Origin of the sequence: Flavobacterium sp. AJR, assembly GCF_002156885.1 — a bacterium.
Taxonomy (GTDB): domain Bacteria; phylum Bacteroidota; class Bacteroidia; order Flavobacteriales; family Flavobacteriaceae; genus Flavobacterium.
This window is the reverse complement of sequence record NZ_NCWQ01000089.1, coordinates 1-21397: the sequence shown is the minus strand read 5'-3', so window position 1 is coordinate 21397 and position 21397 is coordinate 1. Positions and strand designations below refer to the sequence as shown.

At 32.1% G+C, this 21397-nt stretch carries 14 protein-coding genes; 6 read left to right on the top strand and 8 right to left on the bottom strand.

Features of this window, described 5'->3' with window-relative positions; all coding sequences use genetic code 11:
- Positions 1-176 precede the first annotated feature (176 nt).
- Both B8T70_RS19710 and B8T70_RS19705 read left to right on the top strand, forming a co-directional pair.
- Entirely contained in the window at positions 177-941 is a 765-nt protein-coding gene (locus B8T70_RS19710) for a Kdo domain containing protein (RefSeq protein WP_086895946.1), read from the top strand.
- Positions 942-1162: 221 nt separating this feature from the next.
- Positions 1163-1912 (top strand): glycosyltransferase family 2 protein, encoded by a 750-nt coding sequence (locus B8T70_RS19705; RefSeq protein ID WP_039118799.1) that lies wholly within the window; start codon positions 1163-1165, stop codon positions 1910-1912.
- Positions 1913-1926: 14 nt separating this feature from the next.
- On the opposite strand, the gene B8T70_RS19700 is transcribed toward B8T70_RS19705, so the two are convergent.
- Together B8T70_RS19700 and B8T70_RS19695 are read right to left on the bottom strand one after the other, a co-directional pair.
- Positions 1927-2994, bottom strand: a complete 1068-nt coding sequence (locus tag B8T70_RS19700; protein ID WP_086895945.1) for a glycosyltransferase family 9 protein — start codon at positions 2992-2994, stop codon at positions 1927-1929.
- Positions 2995-3073: 79 nt separating this feature from the next.
- Positions 3074-3865 (bottom strand): glycosyltransferase family 2 protein, encoded by a 792-nt coding sequence (locus B8T70_RS19695; protein ID WP_123912132.1) that lies wholly within the window; start codon positions 3863-3865, stop codon positions 3074-3076.
- Positions 3866-3930: 65 nt separating this feature from the next.
- Here B8T70_RS19695 and B8T70_RS19690 point away from each other — a divergent pair, with 65 nt between their 5' ends.
- Positions 3931-4632 carry a polysaccharide deacetylase family protein gene (locus tag B8T70_RS19690; protein WP_242667521.1) on the top strand — a complete coding sequence of 234 codons (702 nt, stop codon included), beginning with the start codon at positions 3931-3933 and terminating at the stop codon, positions 4630-4632.
- Here the strand turns inward: B8T70_RS19690 and B8T70_RS19685 are convergent.
- Together B8T70_RS19685 and B8T70_RS19680 are read right to left on the bottom strand one after the other, a co-directional pair.
- Complete coding sequence (locus B8T70_RS19685) at positions 4624-5361, bottom strand: glycosyltransferase family 2 protein (RefSeq protein ID WP_039115183.1); 738 nt, start codon at positions 5359-5361, stop codon at positions 4624-4626. The two genes, B8T70_RS19690 and B8T70_RS19685, sit on opposite strands and share 9 nt — an antisense overlap.
- Positions 5362-5411: 50 nt before the next feature.
- The gene (locus B8T70_RS19680; protein WP_086895942.1) at positions 5412-6227 is read right to left on the bottom strand and encodes a 2,3,4,5-tetrahydropyridine-2,6-dicarboxylate N-succinyltransferase; all 816 of its coding nucleotides are present in this window, start codon (positions 6225-6227) and stop codon (positions 5412-5414) included.
- Positions 6228-6600: 373 nt separating this feature from the next.
- On the opposite strand from B8T70_RS19680, the gene B8T70_RS19675 reads away from it, so the two are divergent.
- Both B8T70_RS19675 and B8T70_RS19670 read left to right on the top strand, forming a co-directional pair.
- Positions 6601-10947 (top strand): GEVED domain-containing protein, encoded by a 4347-nt coding sequence (locus B8T70_RS19675; RefSeq protein ID WP_086895941.1) that lies wholly within the window; start codon positions 6601-6603, stop codon positions 10945-10947.
- A gap of 205 nt (positions 10948-11152) precedes the next feature.
- Positions 11153-15010 (top strand): T9SS sorting signal type C domain-containing protein, encoded by a 3858-nt coding sequence (locus B8T70_RS19670; RefSeq protein WP_242667520.1) that lies wholly within the window; start codon positions 11153-11155, stop codon positions 15008-15010.
- A 60-nt stretch (positions 15011-15070) separates the two neighbouring features.
- On the opposite strand, the gene bioB is transcribed toward B8T70_RS19670, so the two are convergent.
- The 3 genes from bioB to B8T70_RS19655 form a co-directional block, all read right to left on the bottom strand.
- The gene (gene bioB / locus B8T70_RS19665; protein ID WP_039113228.1) at positions 15071-16156 is read right to left on the bottom strand and encodes a biotin synthase BioB; all 1086 of its coding nucleotides are present in this window, start codon (positions 16154-16156) and stop codon (positions 15071-15073) included.
- 211 nt (positions 16157-16367) lie between these two features.
- Entirely contained in the window at positions 16368-16805 is a 438-nt protein-coding gene (locus tag B8T70_RS19660) for a hypothetical protein (protein WP_039113227.1), read from the bottom strand.
- 116 nt (positions 16806-16921) lie between these two features.
- Positions 16922-17851 carry a bifunctional riboflavin kinase/FAD synthetase gene (locus tag B8T70_RS19655; RefSeq protein WP_086895940.1) on the bottom strand — a complete coding sequence of 310 codons (930 nt, stop codon included), beginning with the start codon at positions 17849-17851 and terminating at the stop codon, positions 16922-16924.
- 193 nt (positions 17852-18044) lie between these two features.
- Between B8T70_RS19655 and B8T70_RS19650 the strand changes: the two genes are divergently transcribed.
- Positions 18045-20714 carry a reprolysin-like metallopeptidase gene (locus B8T70_RS19650; RefSeq protein ID WP_086895939.1) on the top strand — a complete coding sequence of 890 codons (2670 nt, stop codon included), beginning with the start codon at positions 18045-18047 and terminating at the stop codon, positions 20712-20714.
- 14 nt (positions 20715-20728) lie between these two features.
- Here B8T70_RS19650 and B8T70_RS19645 read toward each other — a convergent pair.
- The coding region (locus B8T70_RS19645; RefSeq protein WP_242667519.1) for a ComF family protein at positions 20729-21397 on the bottom strand (669 nt) is incomplete at its 5' end.

Sequence of the window (21397 nt, the reverse complement as noted above, 5' to 3'; positions counted from 1 at the left end):
TGGACAATGGTTTAAAGATTTCTTTGTATAATCGTACTATGTATAAAATTTAAAAAGTAGCAGCAAGTTTTTATTCAAGACTTGCTGTTTCTTTATACTTTATTTATGAAAACAGGATATTAATTTGAAGTGTTAACTTCTATGCGTATTTTTGTTTTTTTATAAAAATCTACTAAATGAATTTCAAAATAAATCCAGTTTTTGCTAACGAAACGACATCAATACTTGATAAAATTAAAGCATTTAATAGCTCAGGTACCCTTTTAGGGAATGGTCAGCGTAATGTTATTAAATTATTTGATTTAAATGATAAGGTAGTCAATATAAAGTCATTTAAAATCCCCAATTTAATAAATAAAATTGCTTACAAATACTTTCGAAAATCGAAAGCAAGGCGTTCTTTTGAGTATGCTACAATTTTATTAGAAAAAGGTATTGGAACTCCATTGCCGATTGCTTATTTAGAGAATTATAATTGGTTAGGACTTAGGGATAGTTATTATGCAAGTGAGCATTTAATAACCGAGCTTACTTTTAGAGAACTTGTAGAAATTCCGGATTATCCAGATCATGAAAATATACTAAGGCAATTTACCAGATTTAGTTTTGGTCTACATGAAAAAGGAATTGAGTTTTTGGATCACTCTCCAGGCAATACATTAATCAAAAAAAATGCAGATGATAATTATAGTTTTTTCTTAGTAGATTTAAATAGAATGGAATTTCATGATTCTATGAGTTTTGAGATGCGAATGAAGAATTTATGTAGATTGACACCTGTTAAGGAAATGGTTGCTGTAATGAGTAATGAATACGCTAAACTATATGGCAAATCTGAGCAAAAGATATTTGATACTTTATGGAAGTATACTTCAGACTTTCAGGAGCATTTTTATAGAAAAAAACGTTTAAAAAAGAAACTTAAATTCTGGAAGAAATAATTAATACAATTTATTTCGCTTATATTTCATAAAATTAATATTGGAAAACATTATCGTATATTACTCTTTTTTCTTAATCATAATCGATTTTTACTAGACAAATAAGCTTTTTCTAAAAATAATTTACAAACTATTTTTAGAGAGACATAATTGTAACAAAAGATTAAGGATTGAATAATCAAAAAAGTTATATTTTTGTGTTTCATATATTAAATTTTAAAATGAAAATTAGTGGATTGATTATTACTTTCAATGAAGAAAAAAATATAGGAAGATGTATTGATGCTTTATTCAGAATTTGCGATGAAGTAATTGTTGTAGATTCTTTTAGTAAAGATAAAACAGCTTCAATTGCAAAAGAAAAAGGAGCAATTGTTATTGAACAATCTTTTTTAGGAGATGGACCACAACGTACATATGGTTTACCATATTGCAAGAATGATTGGGTCCTTAATCTTGATGCAGATGAATTTTTAGATAAAGACGCTGAAGACTTTATTTTAAAAGAAAAGTATTTAGAAGGCAGTTATGATGCTTTTAGTTTTAGAGTAAAAAACTTTTTAGGAGATAAACTTATAGATTTCTCAGGTTGGTATCCAGATTATAAAGTTCGTTTTTTTAATAAAAAATCAGCCCATCCTTCTAACTCGATTGTACATCAAAGCGTAGTAACTCAAAGAGAGAAAAAAGTTCCTGTACATATTTTACATTATGGTTGGGAATCATTAGAGCAAATTATTTCAAAGAAAAACCAATATTCTACTTGGCATGCACAGCAACTTTTTGACCAAGGAATAAGAATTTGTTTTTTTAAACCTGTCCTTAACGGAACTGTCGCTTTTGTTCGTTGTTATTTTTTTAAGAAAGGTATCTTTAACGGAATAGACGGATTGTCAATTGCAATGATTCAGAGTTTTTTTTCTTATATGAAATATGCTAAACTTTTAAAGCTTCAAAAACGAAAAATATAAAATTCATCAAATTTTTAAAGATTTCGTGTCATGAAAAAATGAATCTGACTCTTAAATAATTCAGGATTTAAATCTTGATAGAATAAAGCTGAATTGCTTTTAATTTCCTTGTGTAGAATGTTGTTAATTAATTCAGGTTTAAAGTCATTTAAATGTACCGAAATATTTTGCAATCCATCCTCAAAGGTTGCCCAGTCATTTTTCGTTACATAAGGTGAAAATATTGTAAAAGTAGGTTTGTTTAGCGCTTTTGCCATGTTAATTGCCCCACCATCGTTTCCTATAATTATATCGCACTGATTCATTATACCAATGAATGACCTTAGATTACTTCCTAATAAATCAAAGTGTATTTTCTCTTGCGTACTTTTTGAGCATAAATTGAATACTTTTTGAGCATCCTCAATTTGATTTGGAAAATAATTAAAAAGGATGGTTACGTCTTTATTTTCTGCAACATAGTCTACTACTTTTGCCATATAATCTAGAGGGTACGTTTTTGACTTCTCGCTTCCCAAAAGACTTATCATTACAATTTTTCGGTCCTTGCTTACTTTATGTTTGTTTAATAATGCAATTGCTTCCTGATTTTCTTCATTACTTACATATAATTTCGGAAAAGGGTCTATTAATGCGTTATCGATATTTAGGGGGCTAAGTAATAAAATCCTATTGTCTATTGCAAATCCATATTTCGTTTCGTCATTATTGTCAAATCGTTTCATATTGTGATTATAAAACAAAGAAGAATACCATTTGTGGTATGATATTTTATAATCGGCACCAGAGAAAATAGTTATTAAATTAGTCTCTAATTTGCCATATACATCGATTAATATATCATACTTATTAGATCTCATTTTAAAAATAAATTTAAACAATGATAAGTATGATTTTCTTGTTTTTTCTTCTAATACAATTACAGAATCAATATTTGGATTACCTATTAAAACATCTGTGCAATTAGAATAACACATAAAATCGATGGTTGATTCTGGGTATTTCTTTTTTAGATTGTTACAAAGAATTGTACTAATAAGTACATCACCAATTCTTTTCTGTTGTATAACTAATATTTTCATTATTGAGGACAAGTTTAATAAAAAACTGTATTGTGTTTTTGTTGGATTCTAGATGTCAAAAATAGCTATTTAAAAGCTATTATTCCATTTTATTGTGAGTTAACCAAAGAATCAAATAGCGTTTTAATACTGCAAATGAGTTTATGTAAGCAAGAATGTAACCTTCTTTACCATCAAGAAATCCTAATCGAATAAAATATTGATTTATAAAACAAAAAAAAGGTTTCATTAAAAAATGATAGAAATTTGGTTTTACTTTTTTATCATACAATTCTTGAGCTTCTTTTTTACTTAATAGACTTAGCTGATAATTGTATTCATCGAAACTCTTATAAGCATAAGAGTCTATTCTATTTTTTAATATATTAGATTTTCCAAATAATGTAATAGATGGATTACTTTCTTCATTACCAGAATAAGAGTGTCTTTTTTTATCAAAAAGAAAAACTCTTTTTCGGTTATTAAATTCTCCATGCTTTATTTTCTTTTTAAAGAAAAACAGGGTTTGTTTAATGTAATAAAGAGCATTGCTTTTTGGATTGGAAATTTTGGTCAAAATTTCATCCTTAAGTTCGAGAGAAATATATTCGTTTATGTCCAACAACAAGATCCAATCATTTTGCGCCTGATTAATAGCTAGATTGTGTTGTAGTGTTTTATCAGCAGTAGTTTGTTCAATAATTGTTGCGCCAAGCTCTTTTGCAATAGCAACTGTTTTGTCTGTACTATTGTTGTCTATAATGATAATTTCATGAGCAAACGACACATTCTCAATAAGTTTCTTGATGTTGTTTTCTTCATTAAAACAAAATGCCAAAATACTAATTTTGGGAACTATTACATTTTGAGGCATAAAATCAATTTTGTGCAATATTAATAATTTTAGATTTATAACTTTGTAAAAAATCAAACAAAATGTCAAGACTCCCAATTTTAATGTATCATAATATTTGTCAATCTGAAAATGAAAGTAATAAGTTGACTATTTCAGTGCAAAAACTGGAGCAACAACTTCAGTATCTGAAAGATAATAATTATGAAACATTTCATTTTGCAGAATTAGAAAAAATGAAATCTATTCCTAAAAAGAGTATTGTTCTTACTTTTGATGATGTAACTGAAAATCAGCTTGTTTTTGCAGCACCGTTATTAGAAAAATTTAATTTAAAAGCTAGTTTTTTTATTCCTTTTTCATACATAGGAAAGACAGATTTATGGAATGGTAAGTCTGAATCCTTGGGAGAAAAAATAATGACAATTGAACAATTAAAGGGGTTAAACAATAAAATAGAATTAGGCTATCATTCCTATGAGCATAAAAAATATAGTTTATTATCAGCCTCAGAAATAGAAAATGATTTTCTAAAATGCGAGGAGCTGATTAAAAACACTGATTTAAGAGTATATCCGGCTTTGGCTTATCCATATGGGAATTATCCTAAAAAGGGTGATGAAAATGAGCAATTTAAACAAATAGTCGCTAAGAATAAAATAAAGTTTGGTTTAAAAATAGGGAATCGTCCAAATAATTTTCCTTTTAAAGATAACTACGAAATCAAACGAATAGACATTAAAGGTCAGGATAGCTTGATGACTTTTAGGTTAAAAATAAAATTCGGGAAATTAAAGCTATTCTAAATCTTTTTCGATTAGCATCATTTTTGCATATCTGGAGAATACTCCATAGGCATCTATGGCAGCTGCAGCAAGACCAGGAACTCCATCTAGGTAGACTCTTTTTACGATATATGTATGAAAAAATCGGTAAAATGGCTTAAAAAAGAGTAGGAACAGTGTTACTTTCTTTCCCTTATTGGCACACATCTTTGCTTGAAACCAAGCGTATTTGTCTTTTTTACCTATAAAGTGAAATAATCCTTTGTAGGTGTAGTGTACCATATAATTTTTTAATACACCAGGTTTTGATTTTATGATTAATTTTTCATGTACTTCATTTTCAAAAACTAACTTTTCATTTTTCATTAAACGAACAACTTTGTCGGTATAATGAAATAAAAAGCGATTCATGAAAAAATGAGGAAACCAGATTTTATAGGTATCAAATTCATCCCATTCGATGCTTTTTAAAATTTCAGCTTGAAGTTTATCTGTAACCCTTTCGTCTGCATCTAGAAACAATATCCAGTCACCAGTTGCAAAACTTATTGCATGGTTTCTCTGATTACAGTAATTGTCAAATTTTCTAGAAAAAAGTTTAACGCCTAAATCTGTAGCAATTTTTTGCGTAGCATCAGTACTATTAGAGTCTAAAACAATAATCTCATCAGCAAATGAAACAGATTTTATTGCATCGGCAATATAAAACTCTTCATTATAAGTAAGTATGATAACGGATAGTTTTTTCATTTCTTTACTTAACATACTTACTTATAATTATGGAGTTTAATAAAATAATATTATACTGCAACATCGTACTCCCGAAGTGCATTATTTAATGACGTTTTTAAATCTGTAGATGGTTTACGAGTACCAATAATTAAGGCACATGGAACTTGAAATTCTCCAGCAGCAAATTTTTTGGTATAACTTCCAGGAATAACTACTGAGCGAGCAGGAACATATCCTTTCATTTCTACAGGAGTTTCTCCAGTTACATCGATAATTTTTGTAGAAGCAGTTAAGCATACGTTTGCTCCTAAAACAGCTTCTTTCCCAACGTGTACACCTTCTACAACAATACAACGAGAACCTACAAATGCTCCGTCTTCTATAATTACTGGCGCTGCTTGTAAAGGTTCTAATACTCCACCAATACCTACACCACCGCTTAAGTGTACATTTTTACCAATTTGAGCACAGCTTCCTACAGTTGCCCATGTGTCTACCATAGTTCCTTCGTCTACATATGCACCAATATTTACATAACTAGGCATTAAGATAACTCCGCTAGAAATATAAGCTCCATAACGTGCTACAGCATTAGGTACTACACGGATTCCTTTTTCGGCATATCCTTTTTTTAGCAACATTTTGTCATGATACTCAAAAATACCAGATTCTAAAGTTTCCATTTTTTGAATAGGGAAATACATTACAACTGCTTTTTTTACCCATTCGTTTACTTGCCAAGCATCACCAACTGGTTCTGCAACACGTAATTTTCCTGTATCCAAAAGTTCAATAACTTCTCTGATAGCATCAGTTGTTGTAGTTTCTTGTAACAAAGCTCTGTTTTCCCAAGCTTGTTCTATAATAGTTTGTAAAGGATTCATAGTACTAAAGATTTTAGGCAAATATAATTCGATTTTTTTTTAAAACAACCCTCATTTCTTTATAGTAATATTTTTTAATTTTAAATATTTAAAAATCAAGTTATTATGGTTGTTTCGAAATGTGTAAAAAAGTATAAAATCATTTAATCAAAATCACTTTATACATAAAACCTTACAATATGTTGAAATTATTTTTTAAAACGACATAAAGTTGAAAATAAAAAATTAATAAATGCTGATTTTCTGCATGTTATTAAAAAAATATTAAGTGATGCATTGTTAAAATTAAGATTGCAAAAAAGTAAAAAATCAAATTAATTTACAAATAAATAATATACCCAAAAAAATCAATTTATAATTCTAAATCCTACTTATGAATAAAAAATTACTATTAAATCTTTTTTTGAAAAGCAAACAAGCAACAAGTAAAATTTATTTTGGTTTTCTTTTTCTTTTCTTTTTTAATTTCTCTAATGCTCAAGTTGCAAATTATACTTTTGGGCAAGCATCGGGGACATATATACCTATTTCGACAGCTAGTAATGTTGCTTTTTCGTCAAGTTGGGATGATAATGCTGGTGAAATCCCTTTTCTAAGTACATTTAAATTTGTGTTTAATGGTGTTACTTATAGCTCGTGTAATGTTAGTACAAATGGATTTATTACCTTTGGAAATCCGAATCTTACATTAAGAGATAATTATTTACCCATTTCTAGGACAGCAACTTATCCAGGAGCAATTAGCGCTTTAGGTTTTGATTTAGTAAGTAATGGTTCTGCGATTACATATACCCTTGAAGGAACGGCTCCTAATAGAGTTTTTATTGTGCAATGGAGAAATGCAAGAAGATATGAAGCGAGAAGTGATAGTAAGGAGTCATTTAATTTTCAAATTAGATTAAACGAATCAACTAATGTAGTACAAATTGTGTATGGAACTTGTACTACTACCTATAATGGGCGTTTAAATACTCAGGTAGGACTACGAGGAGGAGATAATTCAGATTTCAATAATAGACAAGTAACTACTAATTGGCCAACATCAGGGCCTGGAGGAAGCAATGGAGCTACATGTAGAACTGATTCAGGTATAGGAGAGTTACCTTCGTCTGGCTTAACTTATACTTGGGCCCCAAGTATATGTAAATTTAATAATTTCTCAACGGTAAGGCCAATTACAAATGTTATATTAAGTAATTTAAATAAAACTAGCCCAGCTTCGGGCGCACCAGCTTACGAAGATTTTACAGCTTCAGTTGCTAATATATTTTCAGGACAAGCATACACATTGGTTGTAAAAGGAAATACGGGTGACAAGCAAACAATTCGATATACTGCTTTTATTGATTGGAATAAGGATAACGATTTTAATGACTCAGAAGAATCATACGAGATAGGATCAATAACAAATTCATCGGGATCAGATGACAATTTAGCATCATTATATTTTACTGTACCAATAGGAGCTACTTTAGGTTCTACAAGAATGCGAATTATAGGGCATAGAGATTCTTATAATACCACACCATGTTCATCGATAGGTGGGTACAGTGAAGGGCAAGTAGAAGATTATACTGTAAATATTCAAGCGCCATGTTCTACCGCCCCATCAGTTCCTGCAATTAATGTTACAAAAAATCCAGTTTGCACTAGTGAGCCTTTTACTTTGTCAGTAGTTTCGCCAGAAACAAATGGAATTACTTATAAATGGGAAACCTCTCCAAATGGTAATGCACCATGGGCTAGTGCGCCTACAGCTCCGGTAGATTATTTTAATACAGATTTTTCATCTGGAATGCCTACTAGCTCAGTTGCTTATGGAGATGCTGCAATATCTAATGCTGAGATGGTATTGACTCCAGCCACATCATCGAAGAAAGGTGGATATGTTATTACTAAAACACCAGTACCTAATATCAATGCTTTTACGGTACAATTTGATTATAAAATGGGAGGAGGTAATGGAGCAGACGGTATAAGTTTGAATTATGCGTCTGATATTATTACTACCGATGCTGGACTAGGAGAAGAGGGAGAAGGTAGTGGAATAAGATTAATATTAGATACGTACGATAACGATGGTATAGGAGTAGGTGGTACAGCTACGGGTTCTCGTATCCGTATTAAATATAATAATCAATTAGTTTTTGCAAATGGTATTGATGCATTCTTATTAAGAACAACTGGAGGTACTGATTATAATACGGTTATGTTATCTGTAGATAATGATGGTTATCTGACTTTAAAAATTAAAAAATCTATTAACGGAATAACAACAACAATAGTCTCAAATCTTTTGTTACAAGGATATAAATTGGCAAATAAAAGTAGTTGGAGATATAAATTTTCATCACGTACAGGGTTACAATATGATAAGCAAAGTATTGATAACCTAAGTATTAAATATTTAGATTTAGTTAATTCTAATCCTAGTTTAACTACATCGCAAACTGCCCCAACATATTACCGTGCTGTTGCTACCTGTTCAAACGGTGGTTCCGAAACTCCTTCGGCTTCAATTTTCGTAGATGCTTCGCTAAAAATTAGTACTCAGCCGGCTGATTTAACAATTTGCGAAGGAACTAGCGGTTCATTTACAGTAGAGACTTTGGCTTTGGGTTCAACATATCAATGGCAATATTCACCAGATAATGTAAATTGGACAAATGTAGATACTGCTCAGGATCCTTATGTGTCTGGATACACGACAAATACACTAACACTAACAAATGCACCTATAGGATGGAATAGTAATAGAGTTAGATGTGTAGTAACTAATAGTGGTTGCTCCACTAATTCTAATGCCGTTTTGTTAACGATAAAATCATTACCAACACCACCAACACAAGGTGCAATTACGGCAGCAACTTGTGCAGTTCCTACAGGAAGTGTTGTTTTAAACGGGCTTCCAGCAACTGGAACATGGACAATTGTAAGTAATCCTGCTGCAGTAACAAAAACTGATACAGGAACATCTACAACAATTTCGGGACTTGCTCCTAGGGATTATACTTTTACAGTAAAAAGTACAACTTCAACTTGTACATCAGTAGCATCGGCAAAAATTACGATTCCTGGCTTGGTTACCAATATTTGGAATGGTACGGGATGGTCTAAGGGTACGGCACCAACAATTGATCAGAATATTATTTTTACAGGAAATTATCCTGCAGCAACTACTCCTGTAGATATAAATAGTTGTTCTTGCGAAATAAAACCGAATGCGAATGTTGTGATTAAATCAGGCCGTACATTAACGGTTATTAATTCGCTTACTGTTGCTCCTACTAATAATACTACTAGTTTAGTATTCGAAGACCAAGCAAGTTTGTATCAGAAAAATGATAATGCTGTAGCTAATATCGGAGATATCACTTATGAACGTCTTTCTAAAAGTATGAAAGATCAAGATTATGTGTATTGGTCATCGCCTGTAGTTGATCAAAAATTTAGTACGATGTCATTAGGAACTAAATCTTGTTTTGCTTTTGATATTGCAACAAATAATTGGATTTATGCTGCTGATAATATGGAAACAGGTAGAGGGTATATCATTAAATCACGTAATTGGGGTCCTTATCCTTATGATCATAAAGTTGTGTTTAAAGGAGTTCCTAATAATGGCGTTCTTACTCTTGCTACCAAAACAAAAGCAGATGAATATATCTTGGTAGGAAATCCATATCCTTCGGCATTATCTGCCGATGATTTTGTGCTAGCAAATAAGGATGTTTTAGACGGGACGTTATATTTCTGGTCTCATATTACACCACTTAAATATGATGGAACCAAATGGAAATATGCCTCTAATGATTATGCAACCTATAATTTAAGTGGTGGAGTTGCAGGAAGTCCAGTAAAAGGCGATGGAACTCCTTCAGGGTCTAACAGTGCTAAACCATTAGGAAATATAGCAGCAGGTCAATCTTTTTTTGTTAATGCAAAAATAGGAGGAGCAAATGTTACTTTCAAGAACAGTATGCGTGTAGCAGGTAAAAATGGTGAGTTTTTTAAGCCAGGTATAAATAATAAAGCAACATCTTTAGAAAAAAACCGTGTGTGGTTAAATCTTACTAATAAAGGAGGTGCTTTTAAACAAATGCTGGTAGGTTATATTGAGGGAGCATCAAATGATTATGAGAGTATTTATGACGGTCTTTCTTACAATAAGAATGCTTATATTGATTTTTATAGCATTAATAAAGGTCAAGAGTTCGTAATTCAAGGACGTGCATTACCATTTCAAGAAACAGATTTGGTTCCTTTAGGATATAGTTCAACAATAGCAGATAGTTTTACTATAGGCATTGATAATGTCGATGGTTCATTTACAAGTCAGGGTATTTATTTAGAAGATAAAGTTGCTGGTATAATTCATAATCTACGCGAAACAGATTATACATTTACAACTGCAAAAGGTACTTTTAATGACCGTTTTGTGTTACGATATACCAATAAAACATTAGGTACAGGAGAATTCGAATTAGCAGAAAATGCAGTTTTAGTAGCTGTTGCAAACAAAGAAATTAAAATCAATGCTTTTAGTCAAACTATAGATAAGGTATTTATTTATGATGTATCAGGTAAATTAATCTACAAGAAAGAGAAAGTAGGAAATCCTACACTGACTATCGAAAACTTAAAATCTGCCAATCAGGTTTTAGTGGTTAAAGTTGTCCTTGATAACAAACATATCGAAACCAAGAAGGTGATTTTTTAAATACAATTTAAGTTAATTTTTAAAAACCATTCCACAAAACGGAATGGTTTTTTGTTTTTAAAAGGTTTTTTAGAATTTAATAATGTAGCGTAATATTTACAAAATAGTTAAGTTTTAATATTGTGTTTTGTTTTTTAAAGATTAGTTTAGCGATAAATTCCTACTAATTAATCATTTTAGAAATAACTTTTAAAAGAAGATTATCTTGAAAACAAAACAATATTATCTGCTGGTTTTGATAAGTTTTATATTTATTACTATTTGTAATGGGCAACAAGGGAGTGTCGATGCTACGTTTAATACCTATGATGATGGGCATTCTGGGGATGGTTTTGATAATATTGTGAGAACAATAGCCTTACAACCAGATGGGAATTTAATTGTTGGTGGAGATTATTTTAATTTTAATGGAACTTCAGCACGTTACTTATGTAGGTTAAAACCAGATGGGAGTATAGACGAGGACTTTAATATAGGTAGTGGATTTAATGGAAAAGTATATGCTTCGCTTATACAAAAAGATGAAAAAATAATTATCGGAGGGGCATTTACAACCTATTCGGGAGTAACTTCCAATCGGTTGATTCGTTTAAATCCCGATGGATCTAGAGATGATAGTTTTAATACAAATGGAGCAGGTAGCGGAATCATATATGATATTGCACAACAAACAGATGGTAAGATTATCGTTGTTGGGAGTTTTATCCAATATAATGGAGTTGTAGTTAATAGAGTGGCTCGAATATTAGAAGACGGAAGTTTAGACACTTCATTTACAACAGGCTCAGGTTCTTCAAAAAATATTACAAATATTCAAATTCAATCTGATGGAAAAATCATTCTATCTGGGAATTTTACCGCTTTTAACGGAACAGATTCAAATCATATTGTCCGCTTAAATCCTGATGGTACTATCGATACTACTTTTAATATAGGTTCAGGTTTTAACAGCGATGTTGCAGCATTGGCATTACAGACAAATGGAAAAATTTTAGCAGGAGGGAAATTCACAAGTTATAATGAAACACCTGCAAATAGAATAATTCGGCTGAATAATGATGGAACTGTAGATTCTGATTTCTTGTCAGGAACAGCATTTAGTAATGATGGTGTTACAGTTATCAAGACAGATGCAGCTAATAATATAATGGTTGGAGGTTCTTTTACAGGAAAGTATGATGGAGTATCGGTAAATCGGTTGGTTTTTTTAAATTCTGACGGAACAATGAAGCCTGATTTTGATATTGGTTCAGGACCTGCATCAGCATCAGTACTTGATTTAGCAAATAATACAGATGGTTCTTGGTTTGTTGGCGGTTCATTTGCCGTTTTTGATTCCCAGAACCAAGGAAGATTGGCTAAGATAGATTCAGAAGGAGCATTAGATATAGGATATCTTGCGGCAGGAGTTGGATTTGATAATTCGGTTTCGAAGATAATTTCTTTAACAGATAATAAATCGATAGCCTTTGGTAATTTTACAAAATTCAATGGAGAATCAACCCTAAGAATTGCAGGATTGCTCGAAGATGGAGCTTCGGATGTTACATTTAATCTAAATGGAATTGGAGCAAATAATGCAATTAAAACAGCTGTTTTACAATCGGATAATAAAATAGTTTTTGCAGGAGCTTTTACAAATTATAATGGAAAAGTTTGTAACCGAATTACCAGAATTTTACCAAGTGGTAGTATTGATGAAAGTTTTACAATGGGAACAGGATTCAATAATCAAGTTTATGCATTGGCAGTACATTTAGATTCCAAAATTATTGTTGGAGGGAATTTCACGAGTTATAATGGAATGTTATCTGTAGGCAGAATTGTAAAATTAAATTTCGATGGAACGATAGATACTAGTTTTGTAACAGGTTCAGGAGCCAATGCAATAATAGAGACATTGTTTGTGCAACCAGATGGAAAAATCTTGGTAGGTGGAAGATTTGAGACATTTAATGGACACTTATCTCCAGGTTTAGTTCGTTTAAACTCAAACGGAAGTATAGATACTAGTTTTAGTGTAGGTGATGGTTTTGATAAATATGTTTATGCAATTGCATTACAATCTGATGGTAAAATAATCTTAGGAGGTACTTTTTTAACATACAACGGAGTTGCCCAAAAGAGAATTACAAGATTAAATCCCGACGGAAGTTTAGATGCCACTTTTACAATTGGTTCAGGATTTAGTAATGGAGATGTTCGTAGTATTTTGGTTCAAAAGGACAACCGAATTTTGGTTGGAGGAGCATTTTCGGGAACTTATAATGGAGTGCCTTCAATGCGAATGCTTCGATTATTAAAAGACGGTTTATATGACACATCTTTTGCAGTAAACTTAAATAGTACATTATTCAGTATGAGTTTTACACCCGATTATAAACTTCTTATAGGAGGTAATTTTAATTCAGTATCAGGAGAAACTAAACATAGGATTGCACGATTAAAATTATGCACAGATAGTTCTACTTGGGATGGTTCAAACTGGACAAACGGATTACCATCAGAAAGAAAAGAATTAATTTTTCATGATAATTATACTTTTTCAGGACAGGTTAATGCATGTAATTGTAGTATTGATGCAGGAAAAAAAGTAACGATTCTTAAAGGGAATACTTTAGGATTGAGTTTAAATTATTCAGGATTGGGAACCTTGGTTCTAGAAGATACAGCGGCTTTATATCAATTGGATGATGAGGTGGTAAATACAGGATTTGTTGAGGTAAAAAGAAAGACGACTCCCATCCTAAAACATGATTATACGTATTGGTCATCACCAGTAGAAAGCCAAAACCTATTTGATGTATCGCCAAATACAGCATCCAGCAATTATTTTTCATACAATGCAACCAAAATAGCTTGGAATAAAGAAAATTCATCAACCAATATGATAATTGGTAAAGGCTATATTATAGAAGCTCCTGGAGATTTTTCAAAAAGTATTGCAACAGTTTACGAAGCTGTTTTTAAAGGAATACCGACTAATGGTAAAATTTCGGTTTTATTAGATAATCAAAATGGTTATGATTTAATAGGCAATCCATACCCTTCGGCGATAGATGCAGATGTTTTTATATCAAAAAACAGAGAGAATGTAGACGGAACGCTTTATTTCTGGACACATAATACCCCACTTATTAATAATGATTATAATTCTGATGATTATGCAGTGTATAATTTATTAGGAGGAGTTGCAACAAGATCCGCTTTGTCATCTGGAATTAATGAAACTGAACCCAACGGGATTATTGCTTCCGGACAAGCATTTTTCTTAGGTAGCAAAGGAACAGGAGAAGTTAATTTTGATAATAGTATGCGAATAATTGGTAGTAATTCAAAATTTTTTAAACCGAGTAAAGTTCAAAAACAAAATAGAGAAAGTTCAGTCGAAAGACACCGTATTTGGTTGAATCTAACGAATAAAGAAGGAGCTTTTAAACAAATTTTATTGGGATATATAAAAGGAGCAACCAATTCGTATGACTCTTTTTTTGATGGAGAAAATTTTAACGGAAACAAATTTGTGAATTTTTATAGTATCAAAGAAGATAAAAAATTAGTAATCCAGAGTAAAGGATTGCCATTTGATGAAGCTGATTCTGTACCGTTAGGTTATAGTTCAGAAATAGCAGGGAAATTTACTATAGGCATCGATAAGTCTGATGGGTTATTAGCAAACCAAATGGTCTATTTAGAAGATAAATTAACCAATGAGATCCACGATTTGTATAAAACAGATTATACTTTTTCTACAGAAGTTGGAACTTTTAATGATCGTTTTGCATTGCGATATACTAATGAAACATTGAAATCTGGAGAGTTTGAAACAATAGAAAATACAATTTTTGTTTCGGTTGTAAACAAAGAGATTAGAATTAATGCTTTTAACGAAACTATCGATAAGGTATTTGTTTATGATGTATCGGGTAAGAAAATTTACGAAAAGAATAAAGTAAATTTAAATCAGTTAGAAATAGCAAAAATTAATGTCGCATCACAAATGGTAGTAGTTAAGATACTATTGCAAAATAAAACTACTGTTGTAAAAAAGATAATGCTTTAGCAAAGTAAGAAATCCCTATTAAAACTAATTAATAGGGATTTTTATATGTCTAAATTCAGATTATTTTGCTTTAACCGAAGCTTCTAAGTTTCTTTCGATAGAGTGTCCAGGTCTTGACCATTTTGGTTTTTCACCAAGAGGTGCAAATTGAGAATCTTCTGCTTCTACAGTTTCTGGTTGAGAAACTTTAGTAAAAGGCTTTTGAGGAATCAAACCTAATAAATCAAACATTTTCATGTCTTCGTGTACATCCGGATTTGGAGTAGTAAGTAATTTATCGCCGGCAAAGATAGAATTTGCTCCGGCAAAAAAGCACATTGCCTGACCTTCGCGACTCATATTAGTTCTTCCTGCCGATAAACGTACTTGAGTTTCTGGCATTATGATTCTGGTTGTTGCAACCATACGAATCATTTCCCAAATCTCAACTGGTTTCTCTTCTTCCATAGGAGTTCCTTCTACAGCAACCAATGCATTAATTGGCACCGATTCAGGTTGAGGATTCAAAGTAGAAAGAGCTACTAACATTCCAGCACGGTCTTCGATACTTTCTCCCATTCCTATAATTCCTCCGCTACAAACAGTAACATTGGTTTTACGAACATTCTCTATAGTTTGCAAACGATCTTCAAAACCACGAGTTGATATAACTTCTTTATAATATTCCTCAGATGTATCTAAGTTATGGTTGTAAGCATATAAACCAGCTTCGGCCAAACGCTGCGCTTGGTTTTCGGTAATCATACCAAGAGTACAACATACTTCCATGTCTAGTTTATTAATGGTACGTACCATTTCCAAAACCTGGTCAAACTCTGGTCCGTCCTTTACATTTCTCCAGGCAGCTCCCATGCATACACGAGATGAACCACTAGATTTTGCTCGTAAAGCTTGAGCTTTTACCTGACTAACTGACATTAAATCATTTCCTTCTACTCCAGTATGGTAACGAGCAGCTTGAGGACAATAGCCACAATCTTCAGGGCAACCACCTGTTTTAATAGATAACAAAGTAGATACCTGAACTACATTTGGGTCATGATTTACTCTGTGAATTGATGCTGCTTCATAAAGCAAATCCATCATTGGTTTATTATAGATAGCGATAATCTCGTCTTTCGTCCAATTGTGTTTTGTACTGTTCATCTATGCGATTTTTTGATGCTCAAAAGTAATTAAATTGTTCTAATGAATCAATGCAGTATTTTAATTTCAGTCTATTAAAAGTTTTTGCGGTTGTATTTTAAGACACAATTTACAAATGTAGGTTCGCAAGGACACCCAAAAAACAGTAATTTATCCTTTTGGAATTCTCAGATTTATTAAAAAAATAATTTAAAAAAAGTGCTAAAACAAATTAGTCAGCAGCATATTTATTGTTCCAATACAACATTAATAGCATGGTTACAACTACAGATGAAGCGATACCTTCAAACAATAAACAAATACAGTAGGTTGGAACAGATGGGTTACCGCCAAACATAAAAGTGGCGGATAAAGTTTTTACATACGCATCTCCACCGCGAGCATAACTGTAAATAAGTAATCCGAGAATACTAAGTGCGACTCCAATTACAGATGTTGTCATGGCTGAAACAGCATTAGAAACAGCATTGGTTTCGCCTTCAGCAAGATTCATTTTTATAGTTCTGTTTACCCCATAAACAACAAAAGCTACGTTCAGTGCACGTAAGTAAAGTATATGAGAAAGACCTAAAACATTCATTAATAAAAAATAAACACCAATACCTAGGAATATAAGAATCCCATTGTATAATTCTTTTGAAAGTTTCATAACGATTATTTTTAAGAAGTTAATAGTATTTGGTTGATATACAGTGTAATGCTTATCAAATTTACTAAAAAAATCACTACGTTATCATTATGAATGGCAGAAATAAATTAAAGGAATTATAATTTATTTGTGAAGGCTATAGTTGTTTCTTTGTCTTTTTTTAATTGTTCTTTTAAAAGGTCGAAAGAGCCGAATTTTTGTTCCTCACGAACATATTGCAATAAAGAAACGGAAATTTCTAAATTGTAAATATCTTCATCAAAATCTAAGAAATGAATTTCGATAGACTGAGCCTGACCACCCACAGTTGGGTTAAAGCCAATATTCATCATACCATAAGCCACTTTTTTATTGATAATAGATTTTACAATATACACTCCATTTTTAGGAATTAATTTGTATTCCTCCTCAATTTTTAGGTTAGCAGTAGGAAAACCAATAGTTCTGCCTAGTTGTTTTCCTTTTACAACAGTACCAGTTAGGAAATAATCATAACCTAAATATTCATTGGCAAGATTCATATCGCCATCGGTTAATGCTTTTCTTATTTTGGTAGAACTTACAGATACATCTTTTATTTCTTGTGCCGAAATTTGCTCTACTTCAAAACCATATTGCTCCCCAAATGCAATTAAATCATTAATATCAGCCGTTCTGTTTCTTCCAAAACGGTGATCGTGACCAATGATTATTTTCTGGATATGAAACTGATTTACCAAAATAGAACTCACAAAATCCTCGGCAGTTAATCTAGAAAAACTTTCGTTAAAAGGATGAATGACAAGGTTTTCTATGCCTGTGTTTTCTAGGAGTTTTGTTTTTTCGGCAATTGTATTCAGTAATTTTATTTCTGATTTTTCCTGTAATACCATTCTAGGATGAGGGAAGAAAGTAAGAACCAAACTCTCATATTTTCCGTCCTGAGTATTTTGGGTAATCTTTTCAAGTATTTTTTTATGACCAATATGTACACCATCAAAGGTGCCAAGAGTTAGTATTGTTTTCTTGGTAGATCGAAAATCGGTTATAGAATGAAAGAGCTTCAAAGCAAATAGTTTAAGATGTTGCAAATTTATACTATCTATTTTAAATCTAATAGTAAGGAGAATTGATTTTTTATAAAGTTGGGGATGATTTTGCTAAAAAAGCTTTATTTGACGATTTTATATAATTACTTGACGATTAAATCTTTTTATTCACATTAATTGAATTAATTTTGAACTTTAAATATTTCTCAACATGAAAAAAACTATACTTCTTTTATTAATTATCTTTAGTTCTGTCCAAATTCAGGCACAAAGTAACGAAATGTGGAAAAAAGTTAGTCAAAGTACCACTTCGATTACCGAGAGAGGAAATGTAAAGTCAGACGATAGAGAAAAGATTATTTATAAACTAAACGAAGTTTTTTTGAAAGAAAAACTCGCTAGTGTACAACTTAAGGCAGATAAAAGAACTACAGCCGAAATTACGATTCCTAATATGGATGGTGCTTTCGAAAAATATACTGTTTGGGAATCTTCTAATTTTGATCCTCAGTTGCAGGCAAAATACCCAGATATTAGAGCTTACGAAGGAATAAGTAGTAAAGATAAAACAGCAAAAATTCATTTTAGTGTTTCTCCAGAAGGAATCCAGACGATGGTTTTAAGAGCTGATAATGCTTCTGAATTTATCGAACCAATTACAGAAAATAGTGGAGAATATACCCTGTTTACTGCTAAAAGCAGAGATAAAGGAAGTTTGCCATTAACATGTAAGACAAAAGATATTGTATTAAATAAAGAATTAAAAGCCAAGACAGCTAAAATAGCAGCAAACAATAAAGTATTTAAAACTCTACGATTGGCATTGTCTTGTACAGGCGAATATGCGGCTTATTTTGGAGGTACAAAAGCAAACGCATTAGCAGCAATGAATGCTACGATGACAAGAGTTAATGGTGTTTTTAATAAAGACTTGGCTTTAAGATTAATCATAATTGCCAATAATGAAGCTGTTATTTATACAAATGCAGCGACAGACCCTTATTCTGATGCAGCCACAGGAGCTAAAGGAGCTTGGAATCAAGAAGTTCAAACTACTTTAACAAATGTTATTGGCGAAAATGCGTATGATATTGGTCATTTATTTGGAGCATCAGGAGGTGGCGGTGATGCTGGTTGTATTGGTTGCGTATGTGTAGATAATTCTAAAGGAAGTGGGTTTACATCTCCATCTGATAGAAAACCACAAGGAGATACTTTTGATATTGATTTTGTGTCACATGAATTTGGGCATCAATTAGGAGCAACCCATACTTTTTCTTATGATATAGAAGGAGCAGGCGTAAATGTAGAACCGGGAAGTGGTTCTACAATCATGGGATATGCAGGAGTTACAGATGATTACGATATACAAGATCACTCCGATGATTATTTTACATATGCTAGTATTTTACAAATTCAAGAAAATCTAGCGACAAAAGTTTGTCCAGTTAGTGTGCCTATAATAAATAATCCTCCAGTGATTAATGCGGGTGCTAATTACACAATTCCAGTTAGTACCGCTTTTATTTTAAAAGGAACAGGTACTGATATTGATGGTGATTCGATTACTTATTGTTGGGAAGAAAATGATACGGCAATTACAACATCAGGAAGCCTAAGTATTGCTAGCCCAGACAAACCTGATGGGCCATTGTTTAGATCATTTCCGCCTTCGAGTTCACCTATACGTTATATGCCAAATTTAGACCTTGTTCTTTCAGGTAAAGTAACGAGTACTTGGGAGTCGGCTCCGTCAATCTCCAGAACTTTACATTTTACATTAACAGGTCGTGATAATGCTGCTGCGGGAACTGCACAAACCAATACAGCTGCAATGATTGTAAATGTAATAAAAGATATTGGGCCATTTACAGTAACATCACAAAGCACAAATGATATTGGGTGGCTTCATGGAACGAGTCAGATTATTACTTGGGATGTAAAAAGCACGAATACTTTGCCAGGATCTGCCAATGTAAATATAAAACTTTCTACAGATGGAGGTTTAACCTTTCCGATTGTCTTAGCTGCAAATACACCCAATGATGGTTCTCAAACAGTGGATGTTCCAGAGGATGTAACGGCAACAAATTGCAGAATTTTAATTGAACCTACAGCCAATATTTATTATGCAGTAAACAGTAGATCATTTGCAATTGGTTATAAAGTTGATGCAACATGTACTTCGTATCCACTTGGAGCAGCTTTTGCAATACCTAATGCATTAGCATATACAACAAGAAATATAAATGTTCCGGCCGATGCAGGGATAGTTTCAGATGTAAATGTTTCCGTAGGATTGACACATACAAGATTGTCGGATGTCGAGATGCAACTAGTAAATCCTCAAGGAGCAATTGTACGATTGTTTAATAGAAATTGTGGAGATGTAAACGCCAGTTTGTTATTAAAGTATGATGATTGGGGAACAGCTTTAGATTGCTCAATACCTACTTTACAAACTGTAACTCCTACTGATTTGCTTAACAGTTTTAATAATAAAGATGCTGCAGGAACTTGGGCATTCAAGGTAAGAGATGCTTACGTAGGGAGAGATGGTACAATAGATTCAGGCTCAATTGAGATTTGTACAAAAAAATACACTTTGCAAACAGAAGTCATTGTTATGCCAAAGGAGCTTATAGCTTATCCTAATCCTACTAAAGGAGATCTTGAAATTGCTTTTAGATGTGAATCAACAGATGGAGTTAGAGTCTTTATATACAATGATGCGGGTAAAGAGGTTTACCGTAATACATTTGAAAGTATGGCAAATTTCAAGCAAAAAATTATACTGAATAATCGTTTAGATACAGGGATTTATTTCTTGGTTGTATATGATGGAGATAGAAAAACAGTAAAAAAGATTGGTTTCGAATAAATACTAAAGCTAATTTAAGAGTGTGCCATTGCCATGCAAACAATGCTGATTTTGGCACCTGGAATTTTTAGTAATGCACGAGAACAAGCCTCAAGTGTTGCTCCAGTTGTGATTACATCATCGATAAGTAAAAAATGCTTATCGTGTTTGTCTTCGGTAAACGAGACATCAAATATTTCTTTAAGACCTTCTGATCTTCCTAAAAGATTCTTTTTAGATTGGGTTTTAGAGTATCTGGTTCTAATCAATAAAGTATCGTTGTAATCTATTTGTAAACCTTGAGAAAGAGCGCGGCCAAATGTAGTTACTTGGTTGTAGCCTCTTTCATGAAATTTTTTTCGATGCAAAGGAACTGGAATAATCATGTCAAAAGGTATATCTAGTACTAATTCTTTTAAATCCTCGACATGCCATTGGCCAAGCATAGTGCCAATATTTTCGTGCCCTTTATATTTTAAGTTATGGATGAGTTCCTGCACAATTCCTTTCTTATTAAAATAAAGAAAAGCAGAAACATGTTCGACTTCAATTTTTCCGTAAAATTTTTTAAAAGCTTCGTTTTTTGGATTTAAATAATATTGGGTTAGAGGCATTTCATGTCTGCAAATGGTACAAATTATAGTTTCATTTGCCATTAAAAAAGAGTGACATCCAGCACACGCTTTTGGGAAAAACAGGTTAAT

What these genes read in the sequence shown, in the direction of transcription:
- B8T70_RS19660 (WP_039113227.1), bottom strand. Translation starts at nt 16,805, where the DNA reads ATGAAACTTTCAAAAGAATTATACAATGGGATTCTTATATTCCTAGGT.
- B8T70_RS19710 (WP_086895946.1), top strand. Translation starts at nt 177, where the DNA reads ATGAATTTCAAAATAAATCCAGTTTTTGCTAACGAAACGACATCAATA.
- bioB (WP_039113228.1), bottom strand. Translation starts at nt 16,156, where the DNA reads ATGAACAGTACAAAACACAATTGGACGAAAGACGAGATTATCGCTATC.
- B8T70_RS19675 (WP_086895941.1), top strand. Translation starts at nt 6,601, where the DNA reads ATGAATAAAAAATTACTATTAAATCTTTTTTTGAAAAGCAAACAAGCA.
- B8T70_RS19685 (WP_039115183.1), bottom strand. Translation starts at nt 5,361, where the DNA reads ATGAAAAAACTATCCGTTATCATACTTACTTATAATGAAGAGTTTTAT.
- B8T70_RS19700 (WP_086895945.1), bottom strand. Translation starts at nt 2,994, where the DNA reads ATGAAAATATTAGTTATACAACAGAAAAGAATTGGTGATGTACTTATT.
- B8T70_RS19690 (WP_242667521.1), top strand. Translation starts at nt 3,931, where the DNA reads ATGTATCATAATATTTGTCAATCTGAAAATGAAAGTAATAAGTTGACT.
- B8T70_RS19705 (WP_039118799.1), top strand. Translation starts at nt 1,163, where the DNA reads ATGAAAATTAGTGGATTGATTATTACTTTCAATGAAGAAAAAAATATA.
- B8T70_RS19680 (WP_086895942.1), bottom strand. Translation starts at nt 6,227, where the DNA reads ATGAATCCTTTACAAACTATTATAGAACAAGCTTGGGAAAACAGAGCT.
- B8T70_RS19650 (WP_086895939.1), top strand. Translation starts at nt 18,045, where the DNA reads ATGAAAAAAACTATACTTCTTTTATTAATTATCTTTAGTTCTGTCCAA.